The 16,936-nt window shown below is 63.6% G+C and carries 18 protein-coding genes; 7 read left to right on the top strand and 11 right to left on the bottom strand.

Features of this window, described 5'->3' with window-relative positions:
• Positions 1–164 precede the first annotated feature (164 nt).
• Together ACIPUD_RS20150 and ACIPUD_RS20145 are read right to left on the bottom strand one after the other, a co-directional pair.
• The gene (locus ACIPUD_RS20150) at positions 165–1,073 is read right to left on the bottom strand and encodes a DUF2147 domain-containing protein (RefSeq protein ID WP_446481420.1); all 909 of its coding nucleotides are present in this window, start codon (positions 1,071–1,073) and stop codon (positions 165–167) included.
• A gap of 172 nt (positions 1,074–1,245) precedes the next feature.
• Positions 1,246–2,028: a transporter substrate-binding domain-containing protein gene (locus ACIPUD_RS20145; protein ID WP_446481419.1), complete on the bottom strand. Its 783-nt coding sequence runs from the start codon at positions 2,026–2,028 to the stop codon at positions 1,246–1,248.
• Positions 2,029–2,166: 138 nt separating this feature from the next.
• Between ACIPUD_RS20145 and ACIPUD_RS20140 the strand changes: the two genes are divergently transcribed.
• The gene (locus ACIPUD_RS20140) at positions 2,167–2,664 is read left to right on the top strand and encodes a DUF1993 domain-containing protein (protein ID WP_018457906.1); all 498 of its coding nucleotides are present in this window, start codon (positions 2,167–2,169) and stop codon (positions 2,662–2,664) included.
• A gap of 33 nt (positions 2,665–2,697) precedes the next feature.
• On the opposite strand, the gene ACIPUD_RS20135 is transcribed toward ACIPUD_RS20140, so the two are convergent.
• The 6 genes from ACIPUD_RS20135 to ACIPUD_RS20110 form a co-directional block, all read right to left on the bottom strand.
• Positions 2,698–3,195: a hypothetical protein gene (locus tag ACIPUD_RS20135; RefSeq protein WP_085385225.1), complete on the bottom strand. Its 498-nt coding sequence runs from the start codon at positions 3,193–3,195 to the stop codon at positions 2,698–2,700.
• Between the two features lie 186 nt (positions 3,196–3,381).
• Complete coding sequence (locus tag ACIPUD_RS20130; protein ID WP_085353081.1) at positions 3,382–4,371, bottom strand: hydroxyacid dehydrogenase; 990 nt, start codon at positions 4,369–4,371, stop codon at positions 3,382–3,384.
• A 33-nt stretch (positions 4,372–4,404) separates the two neighbouring features.
• Entirely contained in the window at positions 4,405–5,505 is a 1,101-nt protein-coding gene (locus ACIPUD_RS20125) for an ABC transporter ATP-binding protein (RefSeq protein WP_018457903.1), read from the bottom strand.
• 6 nt (positions 5,506–5,511) lie between these two features.
• A complete protein-coding gene (locus tag ACIPUD_RS20120) occupies positions 5,512–6,423 on the bottom strand; it encodes a carbohydrate ABC transporter permease (protein ID WP_018457902.1) in 912 nt (303 codons plus the stop codon).
• Positions 6,423–7,361, bottom strand: coding sequence for a carbohydrate ABC transporter permease (locus tag ACIPUD_RS20115; protein ID WP_007590928.1), 939 nt, complete (start codon positions 7,359–7,361; stop codon positions 6,423–6,425). The genes ACIPUD_RS20120 and ACIPUD_RS20115 overlap by 1 nt, the downstream gene beginning before the upstream one ends.
• Before the next feature lie 147 nt (positions 7,362–7,508).
• Complete coding sequence (locus ACIPUD_RS20110) at positions 7,509–8,849, bottom strand: ABC transporter substrate-binding protein (RefSeq protein WP_026233460.1); 1,341 nt, start codon at positions 8,847–8,849, stop codon at positions 7,509–7,511.
• 483 nt (positions 8,850–9,332) lie between these two features.
• Here ACIPUD_RS20110 and ACIPUD_RS20105 point away from each other — a divergent pair, with 483 nt between their 5' ends.
• Entirely contained in the window at positions 9,333–10,112 is a 780-nt protein-coding gene (locus tag ACIPUD_RS20105) for a Spy/CpxP family protein refolding chaperone (RefSeq protein ID WP_446481418.1), read from the top strand.
• Positions 10,113–10,223: 111 nt separating this feature from the next.
• The gene (locus ACIPUD_RS20100) at positions 10,224–10,601 is read left to right on the top strand and encodes a response regulator (RefSeq protein ID WP_026233459.1); all 378 of its coding nucleotides are present in this window, start codon (positions 10,224–10,226) and stop codon (positions 10,599–10,601) included.
• Positions 10,602–10,663: 62 nt separating this feature from the next.
• On the opposite strand, the gene ACIPUD_RS20095 is transcribed toward ACIPUD_RS20100, so the two are convergent.
• The 3 genes from ACIPUD_RS20095 to glk all read right to left on the bottom strand — a co-directional run bounded on the left by ACIPUD_RS20095 (position 10,664) and on the right by glk (position 12,289).
• Positions 10,664–10,828, bottom strand: a complete 165-nt coding sequence (locus ACIPUD_RS20095) for a hypothetical protein (RefSeq protein ID WP_162847220.1) — start codon at positions 10,826–10,828, stop codon at positions 10,664–10,666.
• A 142-nt stretch (positions 10,829–10,970) separates the two neighbouring features.
• Entirely contained in the window at positions 10,971–11,174 is a 204-nt protein-coding gene (locus tag ACIPUD_RS20090) for a hypothetical protein (protein ID WP_018457896.1), read from the bottom strand.
• Positions 11,175–11,317: 143 nt separating this feature from the next.
• On the bottom strand, positions 11,318–12,289 hold the full coding sequence (gene glk / locus ACIPUD_RS20085; RefSeq protein ID WP_018457895.1) for a glucokinase: 972 nt from the start codon (positions 12,287–12,289) through the stop codon (positions 11,318–11,320).
• A gap of 254 nt (positions 12,290–12,543) precedes the next feature.
• Here glk and pncA point away from each other — a divergent pair, with 254 nt between their 5' ends.
• The 4 genes from pncA to ACIPUD_RS20065 all read left to right on the top strand — a co-directional run bounded on the left by pncA (position 12,544) and on the right by ACIPUD_RS20065 (position 16,895).
• Positions 12,544–13,182, top strand: coding sequence for a bifunctional nicotinamidase/pyrazinamidase (gene pncA / locus ACIPUD_RS20080; protein ID WP_018457894.1), 639 nt, complete (start codon positions 12,544–12,546; stop codon positions 13,180–13,182).
• Positions 13,183–13,198: 16 nt separating this feature from the next.
• On the top strand, positions 13,199–14,314 hold the full coding sequence (locus tag ACIPUD_RS20075) for an alpha/beta fold hydrolase (protein ID WP_446481417.1): 1,116 nt from the start codon (positions 13,199–13,201) through the stop codon (positions 14,312–14,314).
• Between the two features lie 146 nt (positions 14,315–14,460).
• A complete protein-coding gene (locus ACIPUD_RS20070; RefSeq protein ID WP_085353075.1) occupies positions 14,461–16,494 on the top strand; it encodes an NAD(+) synthase in 2,034 nt (677 codons plus the stop codon).
• Positions 16,495–16,508: 14 nt separating this feature from the next.
• A complete protein-coding gene (locus ACIPUD_RS20065) occupies positions 16,509–16,895 on the top strand; it encodes a GrlR family regulatory protein (protein ID WP_018457891.1) in 387 nt (128 codons plus the stop codon).
• The last annotated feature ends 41 nt before the right edge of the window (positions 16,896–16,936 follow it).

Here is a 16,936-nt window from a genome sequence, read left to right as displayed (position 1 = left end):
GGTTGATCATGCGGGGATCGTGTCACGGACGCGGAACCGGCGATGTGAGGGCTGTCACGCGCGCGACGGGCTCTGTGATGTCGCGCACATCCCGGAAATCGAGGGGCAAAAGCAAAAGGGCCCGCATTGCGGGCCCTTTGTCTCGGTCAGAGTGTCGCGGGAAGTCAGTTCACCCGCGTCCAGGTCTGGCCGCCGCAGAACATGCCGCCGAAGGCGCAGCCCTGCACGCGCAGGCGATCGGTGCCCTTCAGCGCGATGGTTGAATCGTAGGTCGAGCCGGAGTTCGGATCGAGGATCCGGCCGGACCATTTTGGGTCCTTGTTCTGGTCCTTGCCGGGCTTCATGTTGATCAGAACCTGCTCGCCATTCTGGTTCGATTTCGAATCGACCGAGTAGCCGCAGAGATTGCTGCCGCATTGCTCGATGCGGACCTTGCCTTCCTTCTCCTCGGTGAGCCAGACGCCGAGCGGTGAATTGAGGTCGCGCGTGGCCGCGGTTGGGGTAGCCGGCGGCGCGACGGCGGCCGACTGAACGGGAGCAGGCGCCGGGACGGGAGGCGGAGATGGCGCCGGCGGCGCGACTGCGACCGTCGGGGCGGGCGGTGGAGGCGGGGCGGGCGGTACTGCGGCCACCGTCGGGGCAGCATTTGGGGCCGGCTGAGGCGGCGGCACAAGCGCCTCTTCGGCCGGAGCCTTGTTAGCCGTGGTGGCCGGAGGCGCTGGCGGGGCAGGAGGCGCCACGGCCACGGGGGCTTGGACGGGAGCTTGAACAGGGGCCTGCTCGGCCGCGGGCGGCGCCGTGACAGGTGTTGGGGCCGGCGCCGGATTGGCAGGCGGCTGCGGATCAGCCTTGGCCTGTTGCGGTGCCTGCGGGTCCGCTTTGGGAGCCCCCTTGGCATCGTTCTTGGCTTTCTTCGCCTTGCCCTGGCCGGTGTTGTCGTAGACGCCGGGGATTTGCACCGTGCCGCGGTCGGGATCAATGCGGATGGTGCGCCCGCCATAGTCGAAGGTGTACTGCGCCTGCGCAGCGGTGCTCGCCAAAAGGAATGCGGCCGTGGCCAACAGCTTCCTCATTTCGCATCTCCTGAAACAGGTGGTCCCCGCACCGACGCATACGCCCCGGTTCGATCGCAAAAAGTGATCTAGATCACTGTCACCGTATGAGTCGTGGCTTCTGCGTTTCGGGTTCAATAACACCGGAGCCGGTCCAAAGTTTGGCCGGCACAAGCGACAGGAGGACGCGGCCCTAATCGAACCAGGCGGCGTAGATCTTCTTGTAGCTGCCGTCCTGCATCGAAATATGCAGCCATTGATCGACGAAGGCCTTCAGCGCCATGTCGCGCTGGAGCCAATAGGCCTTCTCGGAAAAATCGAACGGCTTGTCGGGATGCACCGCGCAGAGCACGCCTTGATGCTGCTTCTGCTGGTAGCGCGTCTCCGAGGCGTCGGTCATCATCAGGTCGACATTGCCCTTGGCGATCTCGTCGAAGATCACGGTATTGTTCGGGAAGACGGTGATGTCGGCGTCCTTGATGTTGGCACGCGCGAAGCGCTCGTTGGTGCCGCCGGGATTGACGATCACGCGGGTGCCCTTCTTGTCGATGTCGGTGATGCTCTGGTATTTGCCGACATCGGCACAGCGCGCGATCGGCGTCTTGCCCTCGCGCATGATCGGCGTGGAGAAGAAGCCCTTCTTCTGCCGGTCGAGCGTGACCGAGACGCCGCCCATGGCGATGTCGAACTGATCGGCCTCGAAATCCTTCATCAGCTTCGGCCAGGCCGTCGGCACGAATTCGACCTTGACGCCGAGCGCCTTGCCGAGTGCCTCCGCCATGTCGACATCGAAGCCACTGAATTGCTGCGTCGTCTTGTCGAGATAGGTGAAGGGCTTGTAGTCGCCGGTCATGCCGACGCGCAAAGTGCCGCGCTTGACTATCTCGTCGAGGCGGGACGGCGCCGTCTGCTGTGCGTGGGCCGAAAGGTTTGCCAGCAGGACCACGGCCAAAGTCGCCAGAATTCGAATGGTCATTCGAACGATCATCTCTTTTCCACCCATGTCCAAGCTGTCATTGTGCAGCTCTCAAGGCCTGTCTTGAGGCCTGGATTTAGACCAGATGCCCGTCTCTGGCGAGGCGGAATTGAAGGGAATTTTGAAGTGACGATCTCAATGTATGACGCCTCGGTCGGACTCTTCGTGCCGTATCTGCGCAACCTCTCCGCATTGCTCGACAAGGGCGTTGCCTATGCCGAGGCCCGGAAGTTCAACCCGGCCGTCCTGCTCGGCATGCGCATGGCGCCCGACATGTACGATCTGGCGCAACAGATCGGCGAGGCCTGTCGCCACGCCACGGTCGCCGCGGCCTTGCTCGCCGACCGCGAGCCGGTGGCGCTGCCGGTGCTGGAGCACGACATGGCCGGGCTCCAGGCCCGCATCGCGACGTCAATCGAGTTCATCGAAAGCCTGCCGCGCGCAGAGATCAATGCTGCGGCGGAGCGGAATGTCTTCTTCAGGCTGAAGAACGGGACCGAGTTGCCCTTCACCGGGCGGACGCTGCTGCTGACCTTCAGCGTTCCGCAGTTCTTCTTTCACGTCACGACCGCCTACGACCTGTTGCGGCACGCAGGCGTCGAGCTCGTGAAGAAGGATTATCTCGGACGACGATAAGCCGAACCGGCATCCACTTCGCGCGAGAGCGCGCTAGGCTTCGCCCTTGCGCTCGTAATCGGCGAGCGAGCTGCGGCCGGCGATCTCGCTGCGCAGCTCTTCGAAGCGCCGATGCGCCTCGTCCTCATGCGCGTCGACGAAATGCACCGCGGCTTCGCCGGTCATCGGGCCGCTGACCACGGGCACGGACTGCTCGCCGATGGTCTCGTGGACGTAGAACTGGCCGTCATCGCCGCGATGGACCGTCCATTTCAGACGGATCGCCACCATCGGCCCGGGGCCGACCTTGCTGTAGCCGTCGGCGTCGGCGTGCTCCGGCACCAGCGGCTGCTCCTCGACCACCGGATGCTCGTCGACCATCGGGTGCTCGTCCGCGACCCCATGCTCACCAGCAACCACCATTTCAGTCACGGTGACAGTCTCGGTCTCGCGCACAGTCTCGGTCTCGCGCACGACGAGGACGGGTTCAGGATGCTCCAGGATGCTGGCGATGGTCGCCAACGCGTGGTCGGTCGGGTCGATCTCTGACAAGGGTCCATCCTCCAGCTCGACGCGGCCGGCAAGTCTGTCCCACTGCCGCCGCGGCCGGACCTATTACGCGGGTTTGATTAAGGCTGAGTGAGGGCTCGATCTGCACCAAAATGGGACTCATTCTGGCGTTCCGAAGGCGGCGGGTTGATCGCCCGCCCAAGAGAACCGCCTAGCCCGGAGATGCGCTCAGCCCAGGACATCCTGATTGATGATGTTCTGCCGGATAGGATCGCCGTCCAGCACACTCAGGATGTTGCGCGCGGTCTGCTCGCTCATCCGGCTCACCGCCTCGACCGTCACGCCGGCGACGTGCGGCGCCATGATGACGTTGGGCAGCGCGAACAGCGCGTTGCTGACCGGTGGCGGCTCCGCCTCGAACACGTCGATGCCGGCACCGGCGAGCTTGCCCGAGACCAGCGCGTCGTACAGCGCCGCCTCCTTCACGATGCCGCCGCGTGCGGTGTTGATGAGGTAGGATTTCGGCTTCATCCGGCCGATCCGCGCCGCGTCGAACAGACCGACGGTCTCCGGCGTCTTCGGGCAGTGGATGGTGACGAAATCGGCGTGAGGCAGCGCGGCATCGAGGTCGGCGACCGGCTCGCAGCCTGCTGCCTTGATCTCTGCGGCTGCCTTGTAGGGATCATAGACCTGCACATTCATGTCCATCGCCAGGCAGCGCTTGGCGGTGCGGGTGCCGATGCGGCCGAAGCCGATGATGAGGACGGTCTTGCCGTAGAGATCGAACGGCAGCATGCCGAGACGGTCCGCCCATTTGCCGTCTTTCACGCAGGCGTGCATCTCCTGCGCGCGTTTTGCCAGTGTCAGCATCATGAACAGCGCCTGTTCGGCGACCGAGGGCGAGTTCGCGCTGCCGGCGACCATCAGCGGCACCTTGCGGCGGGAGAGGGCGGGGACGTCGACGGCGTCGTAACCGACGCCGATCCGGGTCACCACCTTCATGTCCTTCGAGGCTTCGAGCTCGGTCTCGCCGAAAGCGGTGGCGCCGAGCGCCACGCCATGGACCGGCGCGTGGCTCTTCAGCAAGGCCTCGAAATCCCTGGCGGAGATCAGGTTCGGAAACTCGATGAGCTCGATATCATCTCGCTGGGTGAGGAGGGCGCGCGCCCCTTGCGACAAAGTTTGCGTGACAAAGATTTTCTTCTTGTTGGTCGACATCGTCCCTACCTGCGCGAGTTTCTTGGCCGGCCGTCACAAGACGGCGCCGGTCGCCTCGTTTAGCAGGTGCATATTGTTGAGGTCCATCGCCAAACGTATGGGTGCTCCGTCCTTGGCGCCCGCATTGGGATCGACACGGCCGCAGACGGGCGTGCCTTCCAGTCCGAAATAGACCAGCGTCTCCATTCCCATCGGCTCGGTGACATCAAGCACGGTGTCGAAGGTCTCGACACCCGGCTCGAGATGCGCATGCGATTCCGTGAGATGTTCGGGACGGATGCCGAGCAACAGGTTTTCAGATCGGGGCAGCGCGCTGTAACGGGCGGCGCGGGCCGGCGGCAACGGGAATGAGATGCGATCCGTCAGGCGGACGTTGAGCTTGCCGCCAACGTCCTCGAGACGGCACGGAATGAAGTTCATCGCTGGCGAGCCAATGAAGCCCGCGACGAAGCGCGTCGCCGGCTTGTGGTAGAGCTCGTTCGGGGTGCCGATCTGCTCGATCCGACCCTTGTTCATCACCACGACGCGATCAGCCAGCGTCATCGCCTCGACCTGGTCGTGGGTGACGTAGACCGTCGTGGTGCGCACTTTCTGGTGCACCTTCTTGATCTCGATCCGCATCTGCACGCGCAGCTTGGCGTCGAGATTGGACAGCGGTTCGTCGAACAGGAAGACCTTTGGGTTGCGCACGATGGCCCGCCCCATGGCGACGCGCTGGCGCTGGCCGCCGGAGAGCTGCTTCGGCTTGCGGTCGATCAGGTCGGTGATGTCGAGGAGGCGGGCGGCTTCCGTCACCCGCGCCTTGATCTCGGCCTTGGGATAGTGCTTGAGCCGCAGCCCGAACGACATGTTCTCCGCGACCGTCATGTGCGGGTAGAGCGCGTAGTTCTGAAACACCATCGCGATGTCGCGATCCTTCGGCGGCACGTCGTTGACGACGTCCCCGCCGATCATGATGTCGCCGTCGGTGATGTCCTCGAGTCCCGCGATCATCCGCAAGGTCGTCGACTTGCCGCAGCCGGAGGGGCCGACGAGCACGATGAACTCATGGTCTGAGATGTCGAGATCGATGCCGCGCACCGCCTCGACGTCGTCGTAACGCTTGACCACCTTCCGCAACGCAACCTCAGCCATAAGACATCAACCCTTTGTGGCGCCGGCGGTCAGGCCGGCAATGTAATAGTCCATCAGGAAGGCGTAGATGACCAGCGGCGGGGCAGCGCCAAGCAGCGCGCCGGTCATGATCTGCCCCCAGTTGAAGACGTCGCCCTTGATCAGCGTGGTGGTGATGCCGACCGGCAGCACGAGCTGGTCGATGGATGTCGTGAACACCAGCGGATAGAGGAACTGCGCCCAGGACACGGTGAAGGCGAAGATGGTCGCTGCGATCAGGCCAGGGAGGGCAACCGGAATGAAAATCCGCGTCAGGGTCTGGAGCCAGGAGGCGCCGTCGATGAGAGCCGCCTCGTCCAGCTCCTTCGGGATCGAGGCGAAATAACCGATCATGATCCAGGTGCAGAACGGCACGGTCAGCGTCGGATAGATGAACACCAGCACGTACCAGCGGTTGAGAAGGGTGATGCCGGTGACGTCCTGGACCACCGCGAGCATCTTGAACAAGGGAATGAACAGGAGGCTGTCCGGGATCAGATAGGTGAGAAAGACCCCGGTCGCGAGCGTCGCCGAGCCCCAGAACTTCATCCGCGCCAATGCAAACGCCGCCGGAATGCTGATCAGCATCGTCACGATCACGACCACGATCGAGATCATCGACGAATTCCAGAAGAATCGCAGGAACTGGTTCGAGGTCAATAGCTCCACATAGTTCGACAGCGTCGGATGAAATACCCACCACGGATTGGTGGCGGCCGAGATCTCCGCGCTGCTCTTGAGCGAGGTGATCAGCATGTAAATCGGCGGGATCAGGAAGAAGATCGCAAACAGCACCAGGAAAAAGTAGGACCAGCGCAGCGCCCAGGTGCGGTCGCGGCTCATGCTTCGAAGCTTGACCTTGCGTGTCGGTCCGGCCTTGTCGATTGCGAGCGTGCTCATCAGGCTTCGTTCCCACGTTTGTTGACATCGCGCAGGATGAAGACCGCTGCGACGGCGAGGATCGGCACCATGAACAGCGAGACGCAGGCGCCGAGCGGAATGTCGCTGCTCTGGATGCCGACCTGGAACGCCCAGGTGGCGAACAAATGCGTCCGGTCCAGCGGACCGCCGGAGGTGAGGATGCGCACGATGTCGAAATTGGCGAAAGTGACGATCAGCGAGAACAGCGTGGTGATGGCGATGATGTTGCGCATCATCGGCAGGGTGATGTGCCAGATCTTCTGCCACCAATTGGCGCCGTCGATCGCTGCGGCTTCGTAGAGCTGGTCGGGTACGGATTTCAAGGCGGCCAGGTACATGATCAGGAAGAACGGCGCGCCGTACCAGACGTTGACGAGGATGACGGAGAAACGCGCCCAGAAGGTGTCACCGAGCCACGGGATCGGACCGATGCCGAAGAACGACAGCGTATAGTTGAAGGCGCTGTAGGAGGGATCGAACAGCCACAGCCATGCCAGCGTGCTCATCGCCGGTGGGATCACCCAAGGCACCAGCAGCATGCCGCGCCATTTACGTTGCTTCTTGCCGGGAATGTTGTGGACGAAATGCGCGACGATGAAGCCGATCAGCGCCTTGAAGACCACGGCGGTAATCGCAAAAATGCAGGACTGTCTCACCACCATCCAGAACGTTTCGCGCTTGAACAGGAAGGTGAAGTTGCTGAGACCGACGAACTTCGTCATCGCCTTGTTCAGCGTCGCCAGGTAGACCGAATAGAAGGCGGGATAGAGCACGAGCAGGGCGATCAGGAGGATCAGCGGCAGCGTCAGGAAGAACGCGACGGTCGATTTCCGTCCCATTGCATTGCGCAGGCTCGCCCGTTTGCGCGGGCTCGCAGCTCGAGCGGGACGGCCTTGCTCAACGACGACATCGGCCATGACGTTAGCCTCTTTTGCAGGACACGTAGCAGGACATGTAGGACGGCGAAGCCGGCGCAGCCGTCGGCTTCATTCGGCAAGCGGATCGAGCGAGTGTGCCTCGGCGGCTCACGCGCGAAGCGTGAACCGCCATGGCACATACCCGGCTCAGGTTCGCATGAAGCCTTCGCACTCGCCTTCGGCCCAGGCGAGCGCGGTTTCCAACTTCTCTCCTTGCGCAAAGCGCAGCGCCATCTTGGTCAGCGTCGCCTGGAAGTAGATCTGCTGGGCGATCTTCGGCGGCGCCGGAGACGCGGCGATCGACATCGTCTGCTGCTTGTAGGGATCCGGATAGTGGAAGAGCGTGCCCTTCGGCGGCCCTTCCTCGGCCCAGGTCTTGAACTTCGTCATGTTCGCGTAGGCCGGCAGATCGTACCCGCCGCTCGCCGCGACGAACTTCTCGATCGCCGCCGGCGAGGACAGGTGAACAAGCAAGCTCTTGGCCGCTTCCTTGTTTTTGCCAAAGGCCCAGACGCCCCAGAAGTACGGCAGGAAGGGCGCAAAACGTCCCTTCGGACCGGACGGGAAGCCGTGCGTCCAGCACTGTTCGGCGACTTGCGGTGCGTCGCGCTTGGCGACCGCCCAGGCACTCGGCGGATTCAGGATCATCGCCCCGCGGCCCGAGATCAGCCATTTGTTGTTGGAGGCATCGTCCCAGGACGGCGCGTCGGTGGGCAGGACGGCGATCAGCTTCTTGTAGAATTCGAGCGCCTGCCGCACTGCATCGGTCTTGACGGTGATATCGCCCTTGGCGTTGACGAGCTCGGCGCCGAACGACTGGAAGATCGCGCCGGCGGTGTCGACGCTGTCGGTGGTCTCGCCGAGACCGATGCCGAAGGGGAAGCCGGCCTTGTGGCAGGCCTCGGCCGCCTTCAGGAACGTCTCCATGGTCCAGTTGTCTGCTTTCGGCGGAGCGCCGACTGGATACATCTCCTGCACGTCGATGCCGGCGTGTTTCTTCATGAGATCTATGCGGGAGCAGGGGCCCTTGATCTGGCTTCCCGGCGTCGCGGGCACTGCGAGCCATTTGCCGCCCGACCGCCCGAGATATTTGACGGTGTCGTTCACCTCGCCGTTCTGCTTGATGAGCGGCTCCATGACGTCGTTGAGCGGTTCGAGATTCTCGGAATAGGCGTGCGGCCACCAGCTCGGCATCTGGAGAATGTCGTGACCGGACTTGGCCTGGGCTTCGGCCGCTGCCGTCAGCTCGATCTTCTTGTTGTTGCTGGTGATGTAGTCGATCGAGACTTCGACCTTCTCCTTCTCGCCCCATTCCTTGACGAGCGCGGTGGAGGCATCGTTGGCGCCGGGCACCCAGTGGTCCCAGAAGCCGATCGAGAGCTTGCCGGCGGCGTAAGCGCCTCGGACATAGGGCGCCGTGATCAGCGCCGCGGAGGACATTGCAGTGGCAGCCACAAATTGACGTCGCGTCAGTGTCTTGCGTGACATCTCGTTTCCTCGCTTGGGTGTTTTATTGTTCTGGCGTTCCTCTGAACTCTTCCGAGTTCTGCTTTTGATTTTCTTTTCGAAAGTTTCTTGTTCGACGTTTCTTGTTGATGCCGTCGGCTTCGAAGGCAAATTGGTAGCGCGATCAGATCATGATTGATTGCGTCTGTCGAGAAAACCGAACGGCTTGCGCCTAGAACTAACGTTGTGTCCGGGAACGCGGCAGCGCCCTCGACCTCATGCGCGGACCATGAACCACGGCCGGTTGTTTTGCGACGCACACTTGGCGCTGGCGCGCCCGACCGACATGTGCGCAATTACGCCGCAGTTTCCAAGGAGCCTGCATAAGCACCTCGCGGCAAACACTTTTCGGGCGTGGATAGCATTTGTCGGCGCCTAGACCTCGAAGCGGTGAAAACGATAGAGTTGCAGCTGGCGGGTGGTTCTCATCCCCAAGAGCCTAATCAGATCGAGATGGAGACCAGAATGATCAACCCGGCGCCGCCCGCGCGGCTTTACCTGCGACGATGGTTCGCGCTGGGGTCCGTTTTCGTGTTGCTGCTCGGCGCAGCCGCGGTGGCGAACGCTCAAGGCCTGGTCAAAGGGGTTCAGGAAGGAGCGGCGGCCGGGAACAAGGCGGCGGGTCCGGTCGGCGGCGTGCTTGGCGGCGCGATCGGCGGCGTGGTCGGTGTGTTCACCGGCGTGCTCGGCGTTGGCAATAATGGCAATCAGGCGCCTGCCGCCAGAGATCCGAGCAAGGATGCGGCCAAGGACGCCAAGCAGGGCGCCGGCAAGGACAAAGATGCCAAGAGCGCCAAGGCGGGCAAGGGCGCCAAGGCGAGCAAGGAGGCGAAGAACGCGCCGCAGGACAAGGATGTCACGGTCCTCACCCAGACCGGCGCGCCGCAATTGACCGCCGACCAGATCGTCACCAACAGCGACTCCTATATCGAGCGGATCAAGACCGAGCTGAACCTCACGCCCGAGCAGGAGAAGCACTGGTACGGTTTCTCGAGCGCCATGCACTACCTCGGGCATAACGGTGCCGAGCGGCTCAACCTGCGGGTTGCGCGCGCCAAGCGGGATCCTCCCGACGACATCGTCGAGCAGATGCGCAACGAGGCCCAATTCCTGATCGACCGCGCTGCCGACCAGCGCAATGTCGCCGACGCCGCCGAGCCCCTCTATTCGAGCCTCGATGACAAACAAAAGCAGGTGTTCGTGCAGGAGATGGTGCGGCTCAGCCACGAACGAGGATTGGATTGATCAAGTGGAATCGGATCGGGCGGGTCGAATTAACGGACCCCGCCACGAATTCGTGAATCCTCTTCGCGATTCGGTTATGATTAGCTTGGGAAGCTGATGGGCGGGGTTGATATGGCGGACGGACTCTCCGTTTTCCTGGTCGAAGACGAGACGTTGATCCGAATGATGATGACGGACATGGTGGAGGAACTCGGCCACCACGTCATCGCGGAAGCGGATAATGTTCGGGACGCCAGCGCTTTCGCCATGACCGCGCAGTACGATCTTGCGATCCTCGACATCAATCTCAAGGGCCTCTACGTCGATCCGGTCGCCGATCTGATCGAGCGTCGCGGGAAGCCGTTTTTGTTCGCCACGGGCTACGGTCCGGAGCTGCTGCCGTCCTTGCTCAGGCGCCGGCCGATCCTGCGCAAGCCGATTTCGATCGATCAGCTCAAGGCGATGATCGATTCGATGTTTCCGGAAGCGGCAGCGAAGACGCCGAACTGAGACCAAAATGAAAATGGCCGCCCATCAGGGGCGGCCATTTCGCGACGGAATTCGTCGCGGCTTCACATCAGGCCGGCGCCGAGATCGATGCCGCGCGCCATCAGGCCGAACGAGGCGACCAGGCCCGTGCAGCAAAACAGCAAGATGGTCTTGAACGAAGAAAACGAAGAATCGGCCAAACGCGTTTCGCTGGTGGCCGGCATCGCGGCGATCGAAATCATGCTCATGTTCATTCCCCCCTTTGTTGCCCCTGAATTGGATCAGGTGGGGAACTCCTAGAGCAAAAAGTTTGACGCGAGCTTTCGAGGGATCGTTAACGAAATCGCAATCGATACCGCATTTTCGGGCACTGGAGTGCGATCACGCGTTTCAGTGGCGCCCGTTCTTCAGCACCGTGGCGATGGTGTGGGCCGTCATGGCGGCGCGGTCCGAAGCGCGCTGGGCTGCGAGGCGGTCACGCGCCTTTTCCTCGATCAAGAGCTCGATCAGGGCCAGCCGCTTGCCCTCGTCGTCCGCCTCGAGCAGCAGGCGGTGATAGCGGTGATAGTCGAAACCCAGATCCTGCTTACGCATGTCACGCCCCCGCAACTACGCCACGCACAAGCTAGGATTGTTTCTCATCCGGGACGTGCGCGCAAGCACGATCCCGCGTCGCGCGCGCGTGCCGCGCAATCAGCTGTGCATGACTGGAACCCGCGGACGGAGGCGCGCGCCGTTTAAGGCTGGTTGTGCTCCGCGAACATCGTCAGGCCGAGGAAACTCGCATCAGGTTTCGTGACCAGTCTGGTCGGGATGTCGCGCAGATAGTCCTGGAAGCGTCCCTTGGCTTCGAAGCGCGCCCGGAATGCGGAGGCTGCGAGGAAGTCAGGAAAGCGCGGCACGATTCCGCCGGCGATATAAACGCCGCCGCGTGCGCCGAAGGTCACCGCGAGATTGCCCGCGACCGAGCCGAGGATGGCGCAAAACATCTCCAGCGTCTTGCGGCTGAGCTCGCAACTGCCTTCCAGGGCGGCCTTCGTGATGGCGGCAGCATCGCGATGCGGCACCTGAGCGCCTTCCACCTCGGCCAGCGCCTCGTACAGGCTTTGCAGGCCCGAACCGGACAACGCGCCACGCTCGATGGAGACATGGCCGAGGCGTCGGCGCATGCACGCGATCACGCGTTCCTCGCGCTCGTCCTCCGCCGGCAGGGTCGCGTGGCCTGCCTCGGTGACGACGGCCAGCCGTGAGCCGTGGCGCTCGACCAGGCAGGACACGCCAAAGCCGGTTCCAGGGCCAACCACCAGCAACGGCTCTCCGGGAAGGCCATCCTGTCCGCCGAGCGGGATCAGGTCGGCGGGCTGCAGGGCGGGCAGGGACCAGGCCACCACCTCGAAATCGTTAAGAACATGGACGCTGTCGAAGCCGAGGGCCGGCTGAAGCTCGTTGCCGTCGATGACCCATGGGCTGTTGGTCATGACGCAGCGGTTGTTGGTCACCGGTCCTGCGACGGCCAGCACGGCCCTTGGGGGCGGTTGGCCGTGGCAGCGACGCGCGAGAACATCGGCAATGGCTTCCCGGACGGTCGGGAAGTCTGCCACTTTGACGTAGTCGATCGGTCCGGTCTGATCGCCCTGACTGAGCGCGAAGCGCGCATTGGTGCCGCCGATATCGGCGAGAAGAATCTGTCCTGTCTTGCCGATGGTCATGTGCGTATGGCTGCCGCAGCCTTTCCGGCTGCGGGAACCGCTTCCTCCGCTCTATCCGATCGCAAGACGCGAACGGCTGTCAGAATCCGTCCCCGGGTGGATCTAGTCAACACGCATCAGCCCAAACCGTTGCATCCCGGGACCGACGGGGCGCATTCGCGCAGATCGCCGCACCTTCTCGTTGGTTGCGAAGCAGCCCGGGAAGATCGACACTGCAGACGTGCCTTCGGCGCCGCTCGCGCGGATGGCCTGGAATGGACCTTGCGATGAAGATTTCCGACCGCGACGTGCTGCTGGTCATCGACGTGCAGAACGATTTTTGCACGGGCGGGGCGCTCGCCGTGCCCGGCGGCGAGAAGGTCGTCCCCGCCATCAATCGGATCGCCCAAAAATTCGCCAATGTGGTGCTGACCCAGGACTGGCATCCCCGCGATCATGTCTCCTTTGCGCCGAACCATGCGGGCAAACAGCCGTTCCAGACCATCGTGCTCGACTACGGCGTCCAGGTGCTGTGGCCGAGCCATTGCGTGCAGGGCACCGCAGGCGCCGAATTTCATCGCGATCTCGACGTCACCCGCGCAAATCTGGTGGTGCGGAAGGGATTTCGGCGCGGCATCGATTCCTATTCGGCGCTGTTCGAGAACGACAGGACAACGCCGACCGGCCTGCTCGGATATTTGCGCGAACGCGAGTTGAACACCGTCTTCGTCGCCGGCCTCGCGTTCGACTTCTGCGTTCGCTTCTCGGCGGACGATGCCCGCAAGGCCGGGTTCGAGGTCGCCGTCATCGAGGACGCCTGCCGCGGCATCGATCTCGACGGCTCGGTGGCCGCGACCCATCAGAGTTTTCGCGAGCGCGGTATTTCGCTCGTCAGCTTCGAGGCCTTCCTGTGAGGACCGTGGGATAGCCATGGCGGAGAAGACCGGCAAACAGCTGCGCGCACCGGAGCCGGTCCCGGATGACCCGCTGCTGTGGCCGTTCGCTGCGGCGCGGATTGCCATGGACGCCTGCTTTGGATGGCTCGAGCGCGGCCCGTCGGAGCTGGCCGACAGCAGCCTGCCTTGGACCACGCCCAACTCCGTCGCGCTGGAGCTTGCGACCATGCGCCTGCGTAATTGCGCGCGGACGGGGGCCGGCCAGCCGGCACTGGTCTGCGCGCCCTATGCGCTGCACCGGGCCCTGATCGCCGACTTCGCGCCCGGCCACAGCGTTGTGCAGTCCCTGCAAAATGGCGGCATCGACCGGGTCTATCTCACCGACTGGCGCTCGGCCGCACCCGACATGCGCTATCTCTCGATCGACAGCTATCTCGGTGATCTCAACGTCGCCATCGACGAAATCGGCGCGCCGGTCGATCTCGTCGGCCTGTGCCAGGGTGGCTGGCTCTCGCTGCTCTATGCGGCGCGCTTTCCCGCCAAGGTGCGGCGGCTGGTACTGGCTGGCGCGCCCGTCGACCTCTCCATTGACTCCAGGCTGTCGCAGCTCGCCCGCAACGCGCCGGAGATGGTCTACGACCAGCTCGTCGCCCGCGGCGGCGGCAATGTCAGCGGCGAAGAGATGCTGCGGCTCTGGTCGAAGGCACCGGGCCGCGACGACATCGCGACGGCGCTGCAGAGCGACCTCTCCGGCGAGGACGGTGCGGCGCTGCTGGCACGCTTCGAGCGCTGGAATGCCGAGCCCCTCAATCTGCCCGGCACCTATTATCTCGAGATCGTCAACTGGATTTTCCGGGAGAACCGGATCGCGCGCGGCCAGTTCACGGCACTCGGCCGCGGGATTGATCTGAAGGACGTCAAGGCGCCGGTCTTCCTTTTGGCCGGACTCGATGACGACATCGTGCCGGCTGCGCAGGCGCTCGCCACCGCCGGCTTGCTCGGCACACCGCCGGCGTTCATTGCGGCGGCCTCCCAGCCCAGCAACCATCTTGGCCTGTTCATGGGCGCGCGGACCCACGCCCATGCCTGGCCCCGGATCGCCGAGTGGCTGCGCGACGATCTGCCCGGCATGCTGGCGCGCAGAGCCTGAGACTGCCTCAAGGGCACGGCCGGGCAGCGAAGCTGCAAATCCGTTATGCATGCCGTTGAATGGCCTGCACGGGGCCATGTCGATGGGTTAAATGGAGTCCAGAGCCGGCGGAGGCCGGTCGCGACGAGACAAAGGGACTGTGCTCGATGAGTTTCCACTCGATCTATGCCCACGGATTTGCGCGCGTGGCGGCCTGCGTCACCACCTCTCATGTGGCTGATCCCACGGCCAACGCAGCTGCGGTTCTGGCGGCGGCGAAGGACTGCCACGCGCAGTCGGTGGCGGTTGCCGTGTTCCCCGAGCTCTGCCTGTCCGGCTATGCAATCGAAGATCTCGTGAAGCAGGATCCGCTGCTCGATGCGGTCGAGCGCGGGCTTGTGGCCATCGTCGAGGCATCCTCGTCCCTGATGACCGTCCTGATCGTTGGCGCGCCGCTGCGCTTTGGCAATCGGATCTACAATTGCGCGGTCGTCATCCATCGCGGCAAGATCCTCGGCGTGGTGCCCAAGAGCTACCTGCCGACCTATCGCGAATTCTACGAGGGGCGGCATTTCGCCTCCGGCGCCGGCATCGTCGGAGAGATGGTCGCCTTTGGCGGGCTGCATGCCCCGTTCGGCGTCGACCTCCTGTTCGCAGCCGAGGACGTTCCGGGCCTGACCATCGGCGTCGAGATCTGCGAGGACATGTGGATCCCGGTAACGCCGGCCTCCGAGCTCGCGCTTGCGGGCGCGAGCGTGCTGATCAATCTCTCGGGCAGCCCGATCACGATCGGCCGCGCCCGCTCGCGCGCGCTCTTGTGCCAATCGACGTCGGCCCGCTGCCTCGCGGCTTACGTCTATTCCGCGGCCGGGGCAGGAGAATCGACCACGGATTTGGCCTGGGACGGCCAGACCTCGATCTACGAGAACGGCGTGCTGCTGGCCGAGGGCGAGCGGTTCCGCCAGGGCGGCCAGATCACGCTGGCCGACGTCGATCTCGACCTGCTCAGGCAGGAACGCGCGCTGATGGGTACGTTCGACGACAATCGCCGGCAGCGCGAAGCCTTCTTCCGAAAAGTCGGCTTCGCCCTGAAGGCGCCGGCCGCCGATATCGGCTTCCTGCGCAAGGTCGAGCGCTTTCCGTTCGTGCCGAGCGACGAGAGCCTGCTCGAGCAGGACTGCTATGAGGCCTACAACATTCAGGTCGCGGGCCTCGTCCAGCGCATGCGTGCGACCGGTACCAAGCGCGTCGTTATCGGCGTCTCGGGCGGACTCGATTCCACCCATGCTTTGATCGTCGCCGCTAAGGCCGTCGACCTTCTTGGCCTGCCGCGAGAGAACATTCTCGCCTACACCATGCCGGGCTTTGCCACCGGCAGCGACAGCAAGACCAATGCGCTGGCGCTGATGAAGGCGTTGCAGACGAGTTGGCAGGAGCTCGACATTCGCACCACGGCGACGCAGATGTTGAAGGACATCGGCCATCCCTTCGGCAAGGGCGAGAAGGTCTACGACGTCACATTCGAGAATGTGCAGGCGGGTCTGCGCACGGACTATCTGTTCCGGCTCGCCAACCATCATGGCGGCCTCGTGATTGGCACCGGCGATCTCTCCGAACTCGCGCTGGGCTGGTGCACCTATGGCGTCGGCGATCAGATGGCGCACTATAACGTCAACGCCGGGGTGCCGAAGACGCTGATCCAGCATCTGATCCGCTGGGTGATTGCCTCCAAGCAGTTCACCGACGACGTCAACCAAACGCTTGGATCGATCCTGTCGGCCGAAATCTCGCCGGAGCTGGTTCCGGCTGAGCCCGGCGAGAAGCCGCAGAGCACGGAAGCTTCGGTCGGCCCCTACGAGCTCCAGGATTTCAACCTGTTCTACACGCTGCGGTTCGGCATGCGGCCGTCCAAGATCGCCTTTATGGCGCTGCAGGCCTGGAAAGACGTTGCCCAGGGCGAGTGGCCGCCGGCATTTCCGACCGACAAGCGCAAGGCCTACGATCTCAAGGAAATACGCCGCTGGCTGGAGGTGTTCTTGCGCCGCTTCTTCGCTTTCAGCCAGTTCAAGCGCTCGGCGATGCCGAACGGACCCAAGGTTTCGGCCGGCGGCTCGTTGTCGCCGCGCGGCGACTGGCGTGCGCCGTCGGATTCGAGCGCTGCGGCGTGGCTTGAAGATCTCGAGCGGAATGTGCCGGTTTGAACGGGAGATGAGCGATGTCGGCCGGCGATGGGCTCGAGCAGGGCGGCAACCCACAGAAGGTCCTCAACGGCCTCTACATCTTTGAGATCGAGATGCGCGACGGCAAGCGCGGCCAGGCCAAAGGCGTCGTCGTGCTCTGCGATGGCCGCATCATGGGCGGCGACAGCTATTTCTACTACACCGGCAGCTACACCTTCCGGAACGGGAAATGGCGTGGCGACATGACCGTCAATCAGCACACCGAGGCCGTCGGCAAGCCGCTCGCGTTCGGCGGCAGGGAAGTGACCTGCGGCTTTTCCGGCGACTATTCCGCCGACGGCGCCGAAGTCGAAGGCATGGCGCTGGTTGGCAAGACCAGCGTGACATTCACGGCGCGGCTCACGCTGAAGGACCCGATGTGAGACCCGCGTGATCAGCCCTCGTTCCTGATCAGGAACCTTCG

It is taken from the genome of Bradyrhizobium sp. CAR08, assembly GCF_052871955.1.
This window is presented reverse-complemented; position numbering and strand designations above follow the sequence as displayed.